Source organism: Micromonospora sp. NPDC050397, assembly GCF_044901685.1.
In the GTDB taxonomy this organism is placed as follows: domain Bacteria; phylum Actinomycetota; class Actinomycetes; order Mycobacteriales; family Micromonosporaceae; genus Micromonospora_G.
In genome coordinates, this window is sequence record NZ_JBJDPS010000005.1 from 281073 (window position 1) to 297851 (window position 16779).

19 protein-coding genes and 1 tRNA gene are annotated in these 16779 nt (G+C 70.1%); 13 read left to right on the top strand and 7 right to left on the bottom strand.

Annotated elements, in window-relative coordinates:
- Positions 1-92: 92 nt before the first annotated feature.
- Entirely contained in the window at positions 93-1070 is a 978-nt protein-coding gene (locus tag ACI2K4_RS20115; protein WP_404513218.1) for a zinc metalloprotease, read from the bottom strand.
- Positions 1071-1278: 208 nt separating this feature from the next.
- On the opposite strand from ACI2K4_RS20115, the gene ACI2K4_RS20120 reads away from it, so the two are divergent.
- The 3 genes from ACI2K4_RS20120 (at position 1279) to ACI2K4_RS20130 (ending at position 2295) form a co-directional block, all read left to right on the top strand.
- A tRNA-Gly gene (locus ACI2K4_RS20120) sits at positions 1279-1352 on the top strand.
- Positions 1353-1536: 184 nt separating this feature from the next.
- A complete protein-coding gene (locus tag ACI2K4_RS20125) occupies positions 1537-1833 on the top strand; it encodes a hypothetical protein (protein ID WP_404513219.1) in 297 nt (98 codons plus the stop codon).
- Between the two features lie 108 nt (positions 1834-1941).
- The gene (locus ACI2K4_RS20130; RefSeq protein WP_404513220.1) at positions 1942-2295 is read left to right on the top strand and encodes a hypothetical protein; all 354 of its coding nucleotides are present in this window, start codon (positions 1942-1944) and stop codon (positions 2293-2295) included.
- Positions 2296-2318: 23 nt separating this feature from the next.
- Here the strand turns inward: ACI2K4_RS20130 and ACI2K4_RS20135 are convergent, their stop codons facing one another.
- Positions 2319-3071: a glycosyltransferase gene (locus ACI2K4_RS20135; RefSeq protein ID WP_404513221.1), complete on the bottom strand. Its 753-nt coding sequence runs from the start codon at positions 3069-3071 to the stop codon at positions 2319-2321.
- A complete protein-coding gene (locus ACI2K4_RS20140; RefSeq protein WP_404513222.1) occupies positions 3059-3727 on the bottom strand; it encodes a UTRA domain-containing protein in 669 nt (222 codons plus the stop codon). Before ACI2K4_RS20140 ends, ACI2K4_RS20135 begins: the two co-directional genes overlap by 13 nt.
- A gap of 131 nt (positions 3728-3858) precedes the next feature.
- Here ACI2K4_RS20140 and ACI2K4_RS20145 point away from each other — a divergent pair, with 131 nt between their 5' ends.
- Together ACI2K4_RS20145 and ACI2K4_RS20150 are read left to right on the top strand one after the other, a co-directional pair.
- Positions 3859-4413 (top strand): hypothetical protein, encoded by a 555-nt coding sequence (locus ACI2K4_RS20145; protein ID WP_404513223.1) that lies wholly within the window; start codon positions 3859-3861, stop codon positions 4411-4413.
- Positions 4414-4451: 38 nt separating this feature from the next.
- Positions 4452-5327 carry an LLM class flavin-dependent oxidoreductase gene (locus ACI2K4_RS20150; RefSeq protein ID WP_404513224.1) on the top strand — a complete coding sequence of 292 codons (876 nt, stop codon included), beginning with the start codon at positions 4452-4454 and terminating at the stop codon, positions 5325-5327.
- 46 nt (positions 5328-5373) lie between these two features.
- Here the strand turns inward: ACI2K4_RS20150 and ACI2K4_RS20155 are convergent, their stop codons facing one another.
- Positions 5374-5925 (bottom strand): phosphoribosyltransferase family protein, encoded by a 552-nt coding sequence (locus tag ACI2K4_RS20155; RefSeq protein WP_404513225.1) that lies wholly within the window; start codon positions 5923-5925, stop codon positions 5374-5376.
- Positions 5926-6091: 166 nt separating this feature from the next.
- Here ACI2K4_RS20155 and ACI2K4_RS20160 point away from each other — a divergent pair, with 166 nt between their 5' ends.
- The 4 genes from ACI2K4_RS20160 to ACI2K4_RS20175 all read left to right on the top strand — a co-directional run bounded on the left by ACI2K4_RS20160 (position 6092) and on the right by ACI2K4_RS20175 (position 10435).
- Positions 6092-6730, top strand: a complete 639-nt coding sequence (locus ACI2K4_RS20160; protein ID WP_404513226.1) for a septal ring lytic transglycosylase RlpA family protein — start codon at positions 6092-6094, stop codon at positions 6728-6730.
- Between the two features lie 123 nt (positions 6731-6853).
- Positions 6854-7981 (top strand): PP2C family protein-serine/threonine phosphatase, encoded by a 1128-nt coding sequence (locus ACI2K4_RS20165; protein ID WP_404513227.1) that lies wholly within the window; start codon positions 6854-6856, stop codon positions 7979-7981.
- Positions 7982-8145: 164 nt separating this feature from the next.
- Positions 8146-9999 carry an acyl-CoA dehydrogenase gene (locus ACI2K4_RS20170; RefSeq protein WP_404513228.1) on the top strand — a complete coding sequence of 618 codons (1854 nt, stop codon included), beginning with the start codon at positions 8146-8148 and terminating at the stop codon, positions 9997-9999.
- A gap of 166 nt (positions 10000-10165) precedes the next feature.
- The gene (locus ACI2K4_RS20175) at positions 10166-10435 is read left to right on the top strand and encodes a DUF6458 family protein (protein WP_404513229.1); all 270 of its coding nucleotides are present in this window, start codon (positions 10166-10168) and stop codon (positions 10433-10435) included.
- 62 nt (positions 10436-10497) lie between these two features.
- Here ACI2K4_RS20175 and ACI2K4_RS20180 read toward each other — a convergent pair whose 3' ends face one another.
- Positions 10498-11031, bottom strand: coding sequence for a SixA phosphatase family protein (locus ACI2K4_RS20180; protein ID WP_404513230.1), 534 nt, complete (start codon positions 11029-11031; stop codon positions 10498-10500).
- A gap of 290 nt (positions 11032-11321) precedes the next feature.
- On the opposite strand from ACI2K4_RS20180, the gene ACI2K4_RS20185 reads away from it, so the two are divergent.
- A complete protein-coding gene (locus ACI2K4_RS20185; protein WP_404513231.1) occupies positions 11322-11597 on the top strand; it encodes a DUF6458 family protein in 276 nt (91 codons plus the stop codon).
- 130 nt (positions 11598-11727) lie between these two features.
- On the opposite strand, the gene ACI2K4_RS20190 is transcribed toward ACI2K4_RS20185, so the two are convergent.
- Entirely contained in the window at positions 11728-12405 is a 678-nt protein-coding gene (locus ACI2K4_RS20190; RefSeq protein ID WP_404513232.1) for a hemolysin III family protein, read from the bottom strand.
- A 99-nt stretch (positions 12406-12504) separates the two neighbouring features.
- Between ACI2K4_RS20190 and ACI2K4_RS20195 the strand changes: the two genes are divergently transcribed.
- The 3 genes from ACI2K4_RS20195 to ACI2K4_RS20205 all read left to right on the top strand — a co-directional run bounded on the left by ACI2K4_RS20195 (position 12505) and on the right by ACI2K4_RS20205 (position 14826).
- Positions 12505-13116, top strand: a complete 612-nt coding sequence (locus ACI2K4_RS20195) for an allophanate hydrolase subunit 1 (RefSeq protein ID WP_404513233.1) — start codon at positions 12505-12507, stop codon at positions 13114-13116.
- The gene (locus ACI2K4_RS20200) at positions 13014-13985 is read left to right on the top strand and encodes a biotin-dependent carboxyltransferase family protein (RefSeq protein WP_404513234.1); all 972 of its coding nucleotides are present in this window, start codon (positions 13014-13016) and stop codon (positions 13983-13985) included. The genes ACI2K4_RS20195 and ACI2K4_RS20200 overlap by 103 nt, the downstream gene beginning before the upstream one ends.
- Before the next feature lie 91 nt (positions 13986-14076).
- A complete protein-coding gene (locus ACI2K4_RS20205) occupies positions 14077-14826 on the top strand; it encodes a LamB/YcsF family protein (protein WP_404513410.1) in 750 nt (249 codons plus the stop codon).
- A gap of 61 nt (positions 14827-14887) precedes the next feature.
- On the opposite strand, the gene ACI2K4_RS20210 is transcribed toward ACI2K4_RS20205, so the two are convergent.
- A complete protein-coding gene (locus ACI2K4_RS20210; RefSeq protein WP_404513411.1) occupies positions 14888-16723 on the bottom strand; it encodes an NHL domain-containing thioredoxin family protein in 1836 nt (611 codons plus the stop codon).
- Positions 16724-16779 lie beyond the last annotated feature (56 nt).

A 16779-nucleotide genomic window follows, 5' to 3' on the forward strand; every position in this document is an offset into this window, starting at 1 on the left:
CCCCGTGCCCTCGTCGGGGACCCGATGACGCGCGACGAGGGCCGGCTCCTCGGGAAGCGGCCGGCCCTCGTCGTGTGAAAGCTGTGGAGATTTCAGGCGCGGTACGCCTGCCAAGCCTTGACCATGCGGCTCACCTGCCCGACCGTGAACCTGTCCATGCAGGAGTCGATCGAGTAGTTCATGAAGTTGTGGATCGGGTCCAGGCCCGGCTTGCTGACGCACGAGTCCCGCCCCGTCGGGCAGCCGAACGCCGGTTCCGCCTCGGCCGGGGTGTCGGTCACCGCGTCACCCTCGCCCACGCATCCGTTCTGGAACGTGTGGAAGAGGTCCATCCAGTGGCCGACCTCGTGCGTTCCGGTGTCGCCCTCGTTGTAGGGCTTGGCGGCGCCGCCCGGCAGCGACTCGGAAAGTACAACCACCCCGTCGTACGTGGTCACCTTCTTCTGCGGAAACGTCGCCCAACCGAGCAGGTTGTCGCTGAGCGCGCCGAGATAGAGGTTGAGCGTGTCCGGCCCGCCGGTCCGCAGTGACCGCTTCATCTGTACCTCGGCCGGGCTCTCCGCCACGATCGGGTACCACGCCGGATTCACCACTCGGTTGATCTTCTTCAGCTTGAACTTGAACGGGGTGACCGGGTTCCCGTCGGCACCGGCAAATGCCGTGTTCAGCACCTTGAGCTGAGAGTCGATCATCGCGCGCGGGATGTTGCCGCCCTCGCGGGTGCGGTCCCTGCTGATCACGTGAACCACCACCGGAATGGTGATCTTCGTCGGGCTGGTGCTGAACGGCGCGACGCCGACCCGCTCCGCGTACACGGTGTCCAGGTCGCGGTTACGCTGCGCCGCCTCGACGGGGCTCAGTTCGTTGGGGTCGTGCCGACCGGGCGCGCCGGGTCTGGCCCGGGCGTACGGGTTACCGCTCGTCGGCGTCGCACAGGCGCTCGCGGCCGGAGCAGCCTGACCGGCGGTTACCGGCGTGGCGGCCAACGCCGTAGAGCCGAGCAGCAGTAGGAGAGCGGAGAACGCCACGCCGGCCGAGCGCGACGACCTCCGGATGCGGTGCAAACCCATGACCTCACCTCTTCGCCACGGAGAGCGACACCAAAAGCACGTGCCGCAATTTATGGATGTGGCGGACGTTACAGCCCGGGATAGTCTTCGCAAACAACGCAGACCGGCGTGGTTCTCGCCTATCGCCCTGGGACGGCCCGACGCGCCCGACCTGCCCGGGGTACGTTGATGCGTGCCAGAGGCGGACCAGGTACAGTGGGCTCCGCTCGCGGGTGTAGTTCAATGGCAGAACATCAGCTTCCCAAGCTGACAGTGCGGGTTCGATTCCCGTCACCCGCTCCAAATGCAAAGGCCCTGGTCAGGACGAGAGTCCTCCAGGGCCTTCGACGTTCTGGCACCCGTGATCGTGCACCGGGCGATCCGGGGCGACCAGACCCCGTCGCCGCCTCGCTGCGCCTGGCAGGATCGCCGCGTGGAAGCGCTTGAGGTTTTGCGGCGGGAGTTTGCCAGCGACGAGGGAACTTTCATGTCCGTGTTGTACTCCGAGCGCAGGTGGGACCGTACGGCATTCACCCGGGTCGAGCAGGCCATGCGGGCGGTGGCCGAGGAGTACGCCGGCCGGGACCAGCTCGACCGCTGGCTGGCCGAGGGCTACTTCTGGATGGCGACCTGGGTACGCGACCACACCTCGCATCCGGAGTTCCCACGGCCGGAGCCGGAGAGCTACCACGACGCGTGTATCGAGCGCCTCTGGGAGCTCGCCGACTGGTTCTTCCGTGGCGAGCACGTCTATCAGGAGCCACACGTCTGGGAGGAACTGTAGGAGCGGTCGGCGTGAGAGGCGTCATCGTCGGGCCGGGTAGATCCCACCGTCCATGATGGTCCCCTGCCCGGTGTGCTGTTCAGGCCCGATCGAGTGGGGTGGCGTGACATGAGCGACGGCGACACGACGACGGTGTTGTGGCGACCGACGGGCCCCGAGGAGCTGGAGCTCGTACGGAAGTCGGGCTGGCGGTCCTGGCCGCCGCGCCTGCCCGACCAGCCAATCTTCTACCCCGTGTTGAACGAGGAATACGCGATCATGATCGCCCGGGACTGGAACGTGGCCAGTTCCGGCGTCGGGTTTGTCACTCGGTTCGAGGTCGAAGCGGACTTCCTGTCCCGCTACCCGGTTCGCCGGGTGGGGGGCGAGACCATTCTCGAACTCTGGGTGCCGGCCGAGGAGTTGGACGAGTTCAACCGGCACATCGTCGGGCCGATCGAAGTCGTACACGAGTTTCGCTGACCCGGTCTGCTCGTCGGCTCGGGTCAGGTGAGCAGGTCGCGGATGGCGTGGGCGCGGGCCTCGACCACGCGCATCCGGGCGGTGTGCTCGGCGGGTTCCCGATGGGTGGCCTGGTTGGTCATCTGACCGGGCCACTTCCGGTAGAGCAGGCCCGGCTCGGCGATGAACCACCCCGGGCTGACCGTGTTCGCGGCGAGCAGTAGACCGGTGTCCTCCGACGCGGGCAGCGCCATCCAGCCGCCGAGGGCGAGCAGCAGTTCGGTACGGATACAGAGGGTCGCCGGATGCACCGGCAGCCCGTAGTCGTTGGCCCGCCAGAAGGCGAGCACCGTACCGATGTCGATCGGTCCGTCCGGTGGGTCCTGCGCCCAGCCCTCGGTGGAGCCGTCGGGGAGCAGGTCGAGCACCCGTGCGGTGGTCCAGCCGATCCGGGGCTCCGCGGTCAGGATCGCCACGTCCCGGGCGAGCGCGCCCGGGGTGAGCTGGTCGTCGGCGTCGAGCACCTTGACCAGTTCCCCCTCGACCCGGGACAGCGCGAGGGTACGCGCGACGCCCGGTCCACCGGGCCGTCCGGTGCCGGGGCTGATCCGGGGATCGAGTTCGGGAAGCTGGCCGACCAGGAGCCCGTCCTGCCCGTCCTCCTGCACCAACCACTGCCAGTCCCAGCCGTCCGGCATCTCCTGCTCGACCAGGGACTCGTACGCGCCGGCGAGGTAGCCGACGCTGGGCCAGTGCACCGGGGTGATGACGGAGACGAGCCGGGTCACCGCTGCCACCGCCGCAGTGGCGTCGAGTACGCGAGTTCGGTGCGCTCGCCCGCGAAGACCACGTCGGCGACCTCGACCACCCGGCCCTCGATGTCGATCGAGGTCTTACGCAGGGCCAGGACCGGATCGTCGGGTCCGAGGTCGAGCAGGTCCGCCTCGTCGCGTGACGGCGTACGGGCGCGCACCTCGTCGACGATCCGGTCCAGTTCGACGCCGATGGTGAAGAGCTGGTGCTGCGTTCCGCCCGGCCAGGGTTCGTTGCCGGGGTCGAGCAGTGCGGGGTTCGTGGCGGCGAGTTCGTATGGCAGGTAGGAGTGGGAGACCGACAGCGCGGCGCCACGTTGGCGTGAGCTGGTCCAGTAGATCCGGCGCAGCAGGGACGTACCGGTTGGCAGGCCGAGCGCCTCGGCCAAATCCGGGTCGGCGTCGACCCGGTCGTACTCGGCGTGGAAGCGCAGGTCGTCGGTTGCCAGGCCGGTGTCGTGTTCGGTGCCGCCGGTCTCGCGTCGTCCCGCCTCGTCGAGCAGCACCCGGTCCTTCTCCCACTGGTAGCGCTCGCTGTTGTCCCGTCGTACGCGAGGGCGGGCGGCGGGGTCTGTGCTCGCCCGGGGACGCCGCTCGTCGGCGAGCTGCGGGTTACCCGGGCGCTGGTTACGGGCGATCACCCGGCAGACGGTACCGGTCCGGAGGGCGCTCCGCCCGCTATGCGCCTGCTTCACCCCGTGTCTTCCGGTCTGTGCCGATACTGACCTTGGGGCCACAGTTGAGGTTGTCGATGTCGTGTACGAATGCGGCTATGGCCAAACATGACGAGGGCTCGGGGACCGGAACGGACACCCTCTTCTTCCGTACGACCGTCGGCCGCACCCTGGCTGCGACGTTGCTGACCGGAACCATCGTTTGGATCTTCGTCCGACTGATCGTCATTCTGATGTTCGACCTGGGTTTCACCCGGGAGGTGCTCCGGGACAGCCTCCTGACCGGTGCGTTCTACGTAGCCGTTTTTGCCGGCCTCGGGACCTGGGCCCAGCGGCGGCGCCCGAACTGGGTGCGTATCTCCCCGGCCGGAATCGAGCTGGCCGCAGCCCGGCGCCAGCCGGTGCTCGTGCCCTGGGCGGCGGTGGAGGCGGTCCGGTTCCGGTGGTTCGGCCCCTTCACGGAGCTGGAGGTGACTCCGACGAGCCTGGACGCGACGGCGGCGCGGTCGCCCGGAGGTCGGGAGTTTCGCATCGGAGAGCGCGCCGGGCGCCCGACGATTCTCACCGAGGTCGGCCTGCTTCGGCCGGGACCGCGGGAACTGCGGGCGGAGTTGACCCGACGACTGCCGGCCGAGGTGATCCGCCCGAAGTGACGGTGCGCCGGTCAGACCGGCGCCGTAGGCTTTCGATCATGCGCGTGGGAATCGTCATTCTTGCCGACCAGCGGTGGGCCGAGTCGGAGCGTCGTTGGCGCCAGGCCGAAGCGTGGGGCTTCGACCATGCCTGGACGTACGACCATCTGGGGTGGCGTGACCTGGTGGACGGCCCCTGGTTCGACTCGGTGCCGACCCTCACCGCGGCGGCCACGGTCACCAGCCGGATCAAACTCGGCACCCTGGTCGCCTCGCCCAACTTCCGGCACCCGGTGCACTTCGCCCGCGAGGTCACCGCACTGGACGACATCTCCGCCGGCCGGGTGCTGCTCGGCCTGGGCTCCGGCGGGATCGGCTTCGACTCCGCCGTGCTCGGTGGCGAGACGCTGCCACCCCGGCAACGGGTGGACCGGTTCGCGGAGTTCACCGAGCTGCTCGACCTGATTCTGCGCCAGGACCGGGTCGACTGGCGGGGCGAGTGGTTCGCCTCGGTCGACGCGCGTAACAACCCGGGCTGCGTACAGACGCCACGGGTGCCGTTCGTGGTCGCCGCCAACGGACCGCGCGCGATGAGGCTGGTGGCGCGCTTCGGGCAGGGCTGGGTCACCACCGGTCTCGGCGGCGACGACATGCCGTCCTGGTGGCGTACGGTGACCGAACTCAGCGCGCAGCTCGACCGTACGCTCGACGCGGCCGGCCGCGATCCGGCCACCCTGGACCGCTACCTCTCGCTCGACGCCGCCCCGGTCTTCTCCCTCTCCAGCGCGTCGTTCTTCGCCGACGCGGTCGGACGGGCCGCCGAGCTGGGCTTCACCGACGTGATCACCCACTGGCCCCGGAAGTCCAGTTGGTACGCCGGTGACGAGGCCGTGCTCGAAGAGGTGGCCACCACGCTCCTGCCCACGCTGCGCTGAACGCCCGTCGTCGACGTGAGCGGCCGGCTCGGATGAGCCGCACGGCTCACGGGTCCAGGTCGCGCCCGTCGAGCAGGCTGCGTACGCGCAGTTCGCGGGCGACCTCCGGCGGGCAGTCGGCGACGATGGCGGCGGTGCCGACCACGGTCCCGCCCCGGGCCTCGACCACCTGGTAGAGAGCGCGGAGCTGGGCGCCGGTGGCGACCCAGTCGTCCACGACGAGCACCCGGTCGGACGGGCCGAGGTGCCGGTCGCGTACGCCGAGGGCGAGGCGGCGGCCACGGTAGTCGGTCGAGGTGGTGGCCCAGGTGGTCGGTTCGGCGATCCGGCGGTCGCCGGTGTTCTTGTACGCGGGCAGGAAACCGACGCCGAGCACGGTCGCCACCAGGGGTCCGATCATCAGACCGGTCACCTCGGGAGCGATCACGACGGTCGGACGTACGGGCTGGAACAGGTCGGCGAGCGCTGGTCCGATCTCGGCGAGGATGTCCGGATCGCGCCACCAGCCCGACATGTCGCTGACCAGGTGCGTGCTCGCCGGCCCGGGGTCGGTCCAGCGGAACCGTTCGGTCAGACGTTTCCTCAGCTCAGCGGGCATCTGGACCATCCTGGGGTACGGGCACGACCGGCCCAGGGTGGGTCGGCCGATCGGCTACAGGTTTCACCACAAATCCGGGCAAACTACCATGATCACGTTGACGAGCCAAGTGCCCCGCTCGTTACCTTCCGACCTTCGTCGTGTTGTCAGCGGGAAGGACAGGTCGGTGACGGAGAAGCACCCCCTGGTTCGTGTATTCAAGTCGCCGGTCGGTCTCACCGCCAGCGTGGCGCTGGGCGTGGCGCTCGCCGTCGGTGGCGCGGTCGGCGGCGTACACCTGGCCAGTCGCCCGACCTCGTCCACCGCGACGGTCGCCACCGGCGCCGAGCCCACCACGTCGTCGGGTGGCCCGGCGACCGCGTCGCCGAGCCCGGTGCAGTCGCTGAGCCCGTCCCCCGCCGCGACCTCGGCCAGCCCGAAGGCGACCAGCACCCCGGCCCGTGCCTCGCGTGGCAACACCCGCGCCGCCACCCCGAAGCAGACCGCCACCAAGAAGCCCAAACCGGCCAGCACGCCGGTGGTCGGCACCGGTACCTGCGGCGCTTCCTTCTACGACCAGGGCCAGATCACCGCGAACGGTGAGAGCTTCGACCCGAACGCGCTCACCGCGGCCCACCTCACCCTCGCCTTCAATACCCGGGTACGGGTGATCAATCCGACCAACGGCAAGTCCGTCGTGGTACGCATCAACGACCGTGGCCCGTACGTCGGCGGCCGTTGTCTCGACCTGTCCCGGGCCGCCTTCGCGGCGATCGCCTCCACCGACCTCGGCGAGCTGACCGTACGGTACGAGATCCTCGGGTAACGGGACCTTGACCAGCGTCCTGATCGCTGCGTAGTGGTGGGACCTCAGCCCGGCACCGGCCAGGTGGACAGAACCGACTCAGACGAGGGGCCAACTTCGTTCAACAGCGCCCGTCGATCAGGCATGCTGTTCCGCGTACCCATGCAATTCTTGCCGCCGGGCCGCCGCCCGCTGAGTTCTGGTTCCCGCGCCGGTCTCGGCGCGGCCCTCGTGCTGCTCGCACTCGTCTCCGCGATCGAGTTCGCCGACGGCACCCGGGCCGACCACATCGGACTGCTGGTGGCGGCCCCGTTCCTCGCCGCCGCCTTCGCCTCCTGGCGGGTGGTGCTCGGGGTGGGCGCGGCGGCGACGGCGATCGGCGCGGCCTTCACCCTCGGGGCCCAGAACGTCGAGCTGGGCAACGTGGTGAACGTCGGTGGCGTGGTGATTTTCATCGGCGTCGCGGCGGCGGTGGCGGTGGTCCGCCAGCGGCAGGCCGAACAGATCGCCGAGTTGTCCAAGCTCGCGGCCGTGGCCCAACAGGCGGTGCTGCGCCCGCTCGGACCGCAGGTCGGCACGTTGGCGGTCGCCGCCCGCTACATCTCCTCCACCGCCGTGGCCGAGATCGGCGGTGACCTGTACGAGGTGATCGACACCCCCTACGGCGTACGGATGCTGATCGGCGACGTACGCGGCAAGGGGCTCGACGCGGTCCGGCTGGCCAGCATCGTGCTCGGCTCGTACCGGCACGTCGCCTACGAGCGGGCGGACCTGCGGGCGATCGTCGCCGACCTGGACCGTGCGGTGGCACGCAGTGTCGGTGACGAGGACTTCGTCACCGCCGCGCTGGTCGAGGAGCGGGGCGGCACCCTCACCATCGTCAACTGTGGTCACCCGGCCCCGCTGCTGCTGCGGCGTGGTCAGGTCATCCCGCTGGAGCCACCGTCGCCGGCCCCGCCGCTGGGCTTCATGCCGGTGGTCCGCCCCCGGGTCGAGCGGCTGGAGCCGGGCGACCGGCTGTTGCTCTTCACCGACGGGCTCGGCGAGGCGCGCAGGGAGGGCGAGTTCTTCCCCACCGAGGACCGGGCCTGGCAACTCCTCGGGCACGGCACGGTCGCGGACGGTCTGGCCTCGTTGGAGACCGCGCTGGTCGAGTGGGTGCACGGACGGTTGGACGACGACATCGCCCTGGTGCTGATGGAGTACGCCGGCCCTCGTACGGCCACCAGCGTTCCCGTACCGAGTTGGGAAGTCGGCGCCTCCGAGGTCTGAGCCGACCCCGTTCCTGCCCGGTCACGTCCCCCGTACGTGCTTCGGCGTTGTCTGTCGTGAATGTGTCCGCCGTCACTTCCTTGATTGGCTTGTCGGTGCTACTCGTCGGTAATACAGTCTGGTTACTGGCCGGTAACAGATGTTCGGAAGCGGGGCCCACTCACATGAGCCACTACAAGAGCAACATCCGTGACCTGGAGTTCAACCTCTTCGAGGTCTTCGGAGCGGATCAGGTGTTGGGCCAGGAGCCGTACACCGATCTGGATGTCGAGACGGCCCGCAGCATCCTGGCCGAGGTCGGCCGGTTGGCCCGCGAGGATCTCGCGGCGAGCTACGCCGACGGCGACCGCAACCCGCCGGTCTTCGATCCGACGACCCACTCCGCGCCGCTGCCCGCCTCCTTCAAGAAGTCCTACCAGGCCCTGATGGACTCGGAGTTCTGGCGGATGGACCTGCCGCCCGAGTTGGAGGGGAGCAACGCCCCCCGGGCCCTCTGGTGGTCACTGGCCGAACTGATCCTGGGCGCGAACGCGCCGCTCTGGATGTACGCCTCCGGGCCGTCCTTCGCGCACACCCTCTACGTCGAGGGGACCGAACGGCAGCGCGACTGGGCCAAGCTCTTTGTCGAGAAGCAGTGGGGCTCGTCGATGGTGCTGACCGAGCCGGACGCCGGCTCGGACGTCGGAGCCGGACGCACCCGGGCGATCCCACAGCCCGACGGCTCGTGGCACCTCGAAGGCGTCAAGCGCTTCATCACCTCCGGTGAGCACGACCTCACCGACAACATCATCCACTACGTGCTGGCGCGTCCGGTCGGCGTCGAGGGCGTGGGTGGTCCGGGCACCAAGGGCCTCTCCCTCTTCATCGTGCCGAAGTTCCACTTCGACGAGGCGACCGGCGAGCTCGGCGAGCGCAACGGGGTCTTCGCCACGAATGTCGAGCACAAGATGGGGATCAAGGTCTCCAACACCTGCGAGCTGACCTTCGGCGAGCACGGCGTACCGGCCAAGGGCTGGCTCCTCGGCGACGTGCACGACGGCATCCGGCAGATGTTCCTGATCATCGAGTACGCCCGGATGATGGTTGGCACGAAGGCCATCGCCACCCTCTCCACCGGCTACCTGAACGCGTTGGAATACGCCAAGACCCGCAAGCAGGGCGCCGACCTGCTCTCCACCGAACGGGAGGCGCCCCGGGTCACCATCACCAATCACCCGGACGTCCGCCGATCGCTGCTGCTACAGAAGGCGTACGCGGAAGGGCTGCGCGCCCTGGTCTGCTACACGGCGGGCTGGCAGGACAAGGTGAAACTGGCCGAGACGGCGGGCGACGAGGCGGCCGTGAAGCAGGCGAAGCGGGTCAACGACCTGCTGCTCCCGCTGGTCAAGGGATGTGGCTCGGAGCGGGCGTACGAAGTGCTCGGCCACGAGTCGTTGCAGACCTTCGGCGGCTCGGGCTTCCTCCAGGACTACCCGCTGGAGCAGTACGTCCGGGACTCCAAGATCGACACCTTGTACGAGGGCACCACCGCGATCCAGAGCCTCGACCTTCTGTTCCGCAAAATTGTGAAGGACAACGGTCGGGCGCTGATGGTGGTGGCCGGCGAGATCCAGGAGTTCATCACCGCCGAGGGCGGCAATGGTCAGCTCAAGGAGGAGCGGCTCGCGCTGGGGCGGGCGCTCACCGAGGTGCAGACCATCCTGGCCACGATGACCGGCTGGCTCGGTGAGGCGCAGGGCGGCGAGCCACGGGCGCTCTACAAGGTCGGGCTCAACAGCCGCCGACTGCTGCTCGCCGTCGGTGACCTGATCGTGGGCTGGCTGCTCCAGCGGCAGGCGGAGGTGGCCCTGCGCGCGCTCGGCGGCGAGGTCTCGCCGTCGGACAAGTCCTTCTACACCGGCAAGGTCGCGGCGGCCCGTTTCTTCGCCCACGAGGTGCTGCCGCGCATCGGCGCCGACCGTCGGATCATCGCCTCGACCAGCCTCGACGTGATGGACCTGCCGGAGGACGCGTTCTGAACCGATGGGCAGCGGTAGCCCCGATGGGTTAGCACCGGATCCAGCCGGCGGCCGACGAGCAAGACTGCTCGTCGGCCGCCGCGTTATCGTGGAGGCGGTACGACCAGCAGTTTGTTGGGATTTGTCAGGTTAGCCCAGAGCATCGCACAGGGGGAGTGCAGCGCACATGGGCGTCGGTACCGGGATTTTTCTCATCGCACTGGGAGCCATCCTGACGTTCGCCATAAGAGCGAACATCTGGTGGCTCGACCTTCGCGCGGTCGGGTGGGTGTTCATGCTCGCCGGACTCTCCGTCCTGTTGACCACGCTCTGGTACTGGCAGACCAGCAAGAAGAAGGCCCGGACCCTGATCGTGGAAGAGAACCGGCTGTCCCATCCGACCTCGATGATGCCGCCGCCACCGGATCCGCCGCCGCCGCAGGCCCCGCCCTCCTAGGTCGGGATGTCCCTGCCGAGCGTGGCGTCCCGTTCCGGCCATCCCTGGGTCGGGAACGGACGTCAGCTCCGGGCGGTGTGCGCACCGTCGAGCGGGGCGCGACCGGGGCGGATCTCCGCCCAGTTGTCGGCCGCCAGACGGTGTACGGCGATACCACTCGTACGCAGTCCGTCCGGATCGGCCAGCACCGGATCCAACAGTCGGGAAAGGCCGGAGATGCTCGGGTTGTGCCCGATCAGCAGCACCGTGCCCGCCGTCGGGTCGACCGCGCGGATCAGGTCGAGCAACTCCCGCGCGTCACCTTCGTACACGGCGGCCTCGTAACTCACCGCCGGACCACCGCCCATCTCCGTACCGACTCCGGCCCGCCCGGCCGGGGTCTCGGCCAGTCCCAGGGCCACCCCGTGCCAGGTCTGGCGGGTCCGCTTCGCCGGTGAGCAGATCACCACCGACGGCAGGTGCCCGTGGTTGGCCAGCCAGGCGCCGGCGGCGCCCGCGTCCGCGTACCCCCGGGCGGTGAGCGGACGCTCGAAATCGGTGATTCGGGCCGGCCGCTCCGCCTTCGCGTGCCGCAACAGCACCACATGTTTGGTCATGACGTCTCCTCGCTCCGCTCGTCGTCGTCATGACCTTTATAGCTGTGCTTGTTTGTGGTCCTCGCTGGGCGCTCGGTCCGGGCGTCTCCTCGCTCCGCTCGTCGTCGTCATGACCTTTATAGCTGTGCTTGTTTGTGGTCCTCGCTGGACGCTCGGCCCGGCGTCCTCGCTCCGCTGCACAACTCGTTGATTGGGCGACGAAGCACGTGGGTAAGTCCTTGTGTGCCGCAACCTCACAAAGTGGCCGCGGCGGCGGACTTTGCCAGCGGATAGCCAAGGAGGGCGACAAAGTGGGTATCGGTGGAAGTATCTTCCTCATCGCGATCGGCGCGATCTTCGCGTTCGCGGTGGATGTCGAGCTTGGTTGGCTCGATCTCAGCGTCGTCGGATGGGTGCTGATGCTCGCCGGCCTGGTGGGTTTGATCATGACCGCGTGGCTCTGGCGCGGGCGTCGACGTACCGTGGTGACCAGCCCCGTCGAGCAGACCCGCGTGGTGCCGGCGGTCCGGGACGACCGGGTGGTCGAGGAGTACCGCGAGGTGCGGCGCCCGGGCCACCCCGTCTGATTCCGAAGCCCGGGTCGGGCCGGCAGGCAGGTCCGACCCCACCCCTCGTAGCCGGCGCGGACCGTCCCCCCACGCGGTTCGTGCCGGTTACCCATGTTCGGGTACGACTTGAAGTGTTCGGACCGAACGGTCAGGCGAAGAGCGCGAAGTAGATCGCCACGTGGTGGCAGAGCGCCGCTACCAGGGTGCAGGCGTGGAAGAACTCGTGGTGGCCGAAGACGGTGGGCCACGGGTTCGGGCGGCGCAGGGCGTAGAAGACGGCACCGACGCTGTACGCGACCCCGCCCGCGATCATCAGCACCAGAGCGGTCACGCCGCCGTACCGGAGGATGTCCGGCAGCACCGCGACGGCGACCCAGCCCAGGCCGAGATAGAGCGGCGCGGAGACCCAGCGCGGCGCGTGCGGCCAGACCAGTTTGACCGCCACCCCGGCCAGCGCACCGCCCCACACGACCGAGAGCAGGATGGTGGCGCTCCGGGTCGGCAGCAGCAGTACGCAGAACGGCGTGTACGTGCCGGCGATGAAGACAAAAATCATCGAGTGGTCGAGCCGGCGCATCACCTGGAAGCCCCGCTCCGTCCACACCCGACGGTGGTAGAGCGCACTGGTGCCGAAGAGCCCGCAGACCGTGACGCTGTAGATCGCGCAGCTCACGAAGGGTGCCCAGCCGGATCGGGTGGCGGCGAGCGAGCAGAGCACGACGCCGCAGACGAGCGCCACGAAAAACGCGTACGTGTGCAGCCAGCCCCGCATCCGGGGCTTGCCGATGTCGACCGGTCTGATCCGGGGCGGGGCGGAGGTGGTCACCGGATCAGGTTACGGCACCGTAGGTTACCTACAGGTAGTGCATTCGATCACGTCCGCGTGGTGCTCCCGACCGACCCCGGTCTGCGGTTAGATATCCGGATGCGGATCCGTCCGGTCGGCGCCCGTGCGCTGCTGCTCGAATGCGAGGACAGCACCGAGGTCGAGGGCTGGCGTGCCGAGTTGTGGCGGCGACGCGAGGCCGGGGAGTTGGTCGCCGTCGACATCGTGCCGGCCGCCCGTACCGTGCTGGTGGACGGCATACCGGACCCGGCAGTGACGGCGGAGCTGGTCGGTGGTTGGACGCCGGGGCCGGCGGCCGACGCCGGGGCCGGGGACCAGGTCGAACTGCCCACCGTGTACGACGGGGAGGATCTGCCCGCCGTCGCGGAACTGTGGCGGGTCGACGTCCCCACGGCGGTCGAGCGGATCGCCGGCACCGAACTGCGGGTCGCCTTCTGCGGGTTCGCCCCCGGGTTCGCGTACCTCACCGGGTTTCCCGACGCGTGGGCGGTGCCCCGACTGGCCAGCCCCCGGCCCCGGGTGCCGGCCGGGTCGGTCGCGCTCGCCGGACCGTACGCCGGGGTCTACCCGACCGCGTCGCCGGGCGGTTGGCGACTGGTCGGACGGACCGAGGTGGAGCTCTTCGACGTACGCCGCGACCCGCCCGCACTGCTCGTCCCCGGCACCCGGGTCCGGCTGGTGCCGGCGTGACCGCCACGGCGATCGAGGTGGTCCGGGCCGGCGGCCTCACCACCGTCCAGGATCTCGGCCGTCCGGGCTGGGCGCACCTGGGCGTGCCCCGCTCCGGCGCGCTCGACCCGTACGCCCTGCGCCTGGCGAACCGTCTGGTCGGCAACCCGGAGCCGGCCGCCGCGCTGGAGACGACGATGACCGGGTGCGCACTGCGGCTGCGCCAGGCCGGCACCGTCGCCGTGACCGGCGCTCCCGCCGTACTGCGGGTGGACGGTCGGGCGGTGGACACCGGGGGGCCGGTCGCCGTACCGGCGGGGGCGCTGGTCGACCTCGGCCCGGCTCGTTCGGGCGTACGCAGCTACCTGGCGGTGGCCGGCGGGATCGCGGTCGAGCCGGTGTTGGGCAGCCGGGCCACCGACACCCTCTCCGGGCTCGGACCCGCGCCGCTGCGCGACGGCGACACCCTCCCCGTCGGCCTGGTTGTCACCGGCCCGGCGTCGGTGGACTTCCTGCCCACCGTGCCCCCGCCGGCCGAACTCGACCTACGGGTGCGACTCGGTCCCCGGCACGACTGGTTCACCCCGGCGGCGCTGGAGGTGCTGCTCGGTACGGCGTACACGATCGGTCCGATGAGCAACCGGGTCGGCGCCCGGCTGGCCGGCGCCGCCCTGCCCCGCGTGGTCCCCGGCGAACTGCCCAGCGAGGGCGTGGCGCTCGGCGCGATCCAGGTGCCGTCCGACGGGCAGCCGCTGATCTTTCTCGCCGACCATCCGACCACCGGTGGCTACCCGGTGATCGCGGTCCTCGACGACGTGCTGCCGCTCGCCCAGGCGCGGCCCGGGACTATCGTGCGATTCCATGGAGTCGTCGATCGATCGATCACCTGACCGCACCGCGGCCTCGCCGGAGGCCGCCTCGGGGAGCCTGTCGGAGGCCGTCACGGCGGGTCTGTCGGAGGCGGTGTCGGAGGGCCTGTCGGTGGACCTCAACGCCGATCTCGGCGAGGGGTTCGCGATCTGGCAGCTCGGCGACGACGAGGCCCTGCTCGACGTCGTGACCTCGGCGAACGTCGCCTGCGGCGGCCACGCCGGCGACCCGGTGACGATGCGCCGGGTCTGCCTCGCCGCCGCCGAGCGGGGTGTCGCGGTCGGTGCCCAGGTCGGCTACCGGGATCTCGCCGGCTTCGGCCGGCGGCGGATCGACTACGCCTTCGCCGAACTCCGCGACGAGATCATCTACCAGCTCGGCGCGATCGACGCCTTCTGTCGGGTCGCGGGCACCACCCTGCGCTACGTGAAACCGCACGGCGCGCTCTACAACGTGGCCACGGTGGACCACACCCAGGCGGCGGCGGTGGTGGCGGCGGTGTCCGAGTACGACGCGAGGCTGCCCGTGCTCTGCCTGCCCGGATCGATGCTGGCCGAGCTGGCCCGGGAGGCCGGACTCCGCCCGGTCGCCGAGGGCTTCGCCGACCGGGGATACCGGGCCGACGGCACGCTGGTGCCGCGTACCGCCCCCGGTGCGCTGGTCACCGCGGCCGAGCGGGTGGTGGAACGGGCCGTACGGATGGCGGTGGAGCGGACCGTTGTGGCGGTGGACGGCACCGTCGTACCGTGCCCGGTGGAGTCGATCTGCCTGCACGGCGACACCCCGGGAGCGGTCGAGATGGCCCGCCACGTGCGCGCCGCCCTGCTCGCCGCCGCCGTCCCCCTCACCCCGTTCGTGTGAAAGGAAGGGCCCCTTATTAACGCTATGCGTTAATAAGGGGCCCTTCCTTTCACTTGAGCGGTCAGGCGTCGAGGCCGCGCAGGATCAGTGGGAGGCGGGTCGCGCCGTCGGGCGTGATCCGCAGCGGTACGCCCCAGTCCTGCCGGGTCAGGTGGCAGGCCGCGTGCTCGGCCTCGGCATCGCAGGTGGCGGCCTGGGCGGTGATCTGGAGTACGCCGGCCGGCACGTCCGGGTTGAGCACCAGCTCCCGGGACAGGTCGGTGCTCGCCCCGGCGCCGTCGAGCAGCAGCTCCGGCGGGGAGGCCGAGACCACCACCCGGGTCGACGGCCCGAACGACTCGTCCAACTTCTGCCCCGGGGACGGGGTGAAGATCACGTCCAGGGTGATCGTCCCGGCGGCCAGGTCGGTCGGCGGTCGTTCGGTACGGTGCCGTTGCCCGCTCACCGTGGTCGCCCCGGCGGCCGAGAGCGCGCCCGGCGCCAGCCGGGTGAGCCGGTGTGCCGCCGACTCGACCACGAGTACGTCCCCGTCGCCGGTCAGCACCAGGTCGCTCGGCTCGGCCAGCTCGCCGGAGACCGTGCTGACCCGACCGGTCTCCGGGTCGAAGCGACGTACCGCGCCGTTGTAGGTGTCGGCGATCAGCACCGAGCCGTCCGGCAGCGCGCAGACCCCCAGCGGGTGCTGCAACAGCGCCTGGTCGGCCGGGCCGTCCACGTGCCCGAAGTCGAAGAGCCCCTGACCGACCGAGGTGTGCATGACCCCGTCCTCGACGTACCGCACCGCGCTGGTCTCGCTGTCCGCGATCCAGAGCCGTCGCCCGTCGGTCGAGACCGACAGCCCGGACGGCTGCGCCATCCAGACCTCGGCCAGCGGACCGTCCTTCAACGCCTCGACGGTGGTGCCGGCGTACATGCCGGCGGTCCGCTTGATCGGGTCGAACCACCAGAGCTGGTGGATGCCGGCCATCGCGATGATGACCTTGTCGTCGTACCAGGCGAGGTCCCAGGGGGAGGAGAGGTCGACCGAGAGCGCGTCGTGCGCGTGGTCGTCGACCGTCGAGCGCCACTGGCGCCCGGTGCCGGCGACGGTGCTCACCTCACCGGTCTCCAGCCGTACGCCGCGCAGCAGGTGGTTGACCGTGTCGGCGACCACCAGGTCGTAGCCGACGATGCCGGCCACCTGCGGCGGCAGTGGGCAGAGCCCCTGCGGCTCGGCGAACCGGGCGTCGCTCGCCGCGCCGTCCGTCCGGCCCCGGTCGCCGGAGCCGATCCGGCGTAGCAGCGTCTCACCGTCGGCCGCCAGTTCGACCACGGAGTGCCGGGACGAGTCGGAGACAAGAAGGTTGCCGGATTCCAGCGCCACCGCCTTGCCCGGGAAGCGCAGCGTGGTCGCCGGCTCGGCGGGCGGGACGTACGGGCCGTCGCCCCGGTGCAGGGTGCCCTTTGCCTCGTGGGTGGCGATCAGGTCGTCGATCAGCCGTTCCAGCCCTTCGGCGTGACCCTCGCCGGCCATCATCGCGACCACGTAGCCCTCCGGGTCCACCACGGAGAGGGTCGGCCAGGCCTTGGCCGCGTACTGTCCCCAGGTCGCGAGTTCCGGGTCGTCGAGCACCGGGTGGTGTACGCCGTACCGCTCGACGGCGGCGGCCAGCGCGTCCGCGTCCCGTTCGTGCTCGAACTTCGGCGAGTGCACGCCGACGACCACGAGTACGTCGCCGTACTTCTCCTCCAGCGGGCGGAGCTCGTCGAGTACGTGCAGGCAGTTGATACAGCAGAAGGTCCAGAAGTCGAGCAGGACGATCCGCCCCCGGAAGTCCTTGATCGAGTAGGACTTGTCCCCGGTGTTCAGCCACCCGCGGCCCTGCAACTCCGGAGCGCGGACTCGGGCCGTACGTATCTCAGCCATGGTCACCATCCTGCCTCAGCCCCGGTCCGCCCCGGCCGGGTGCCCGG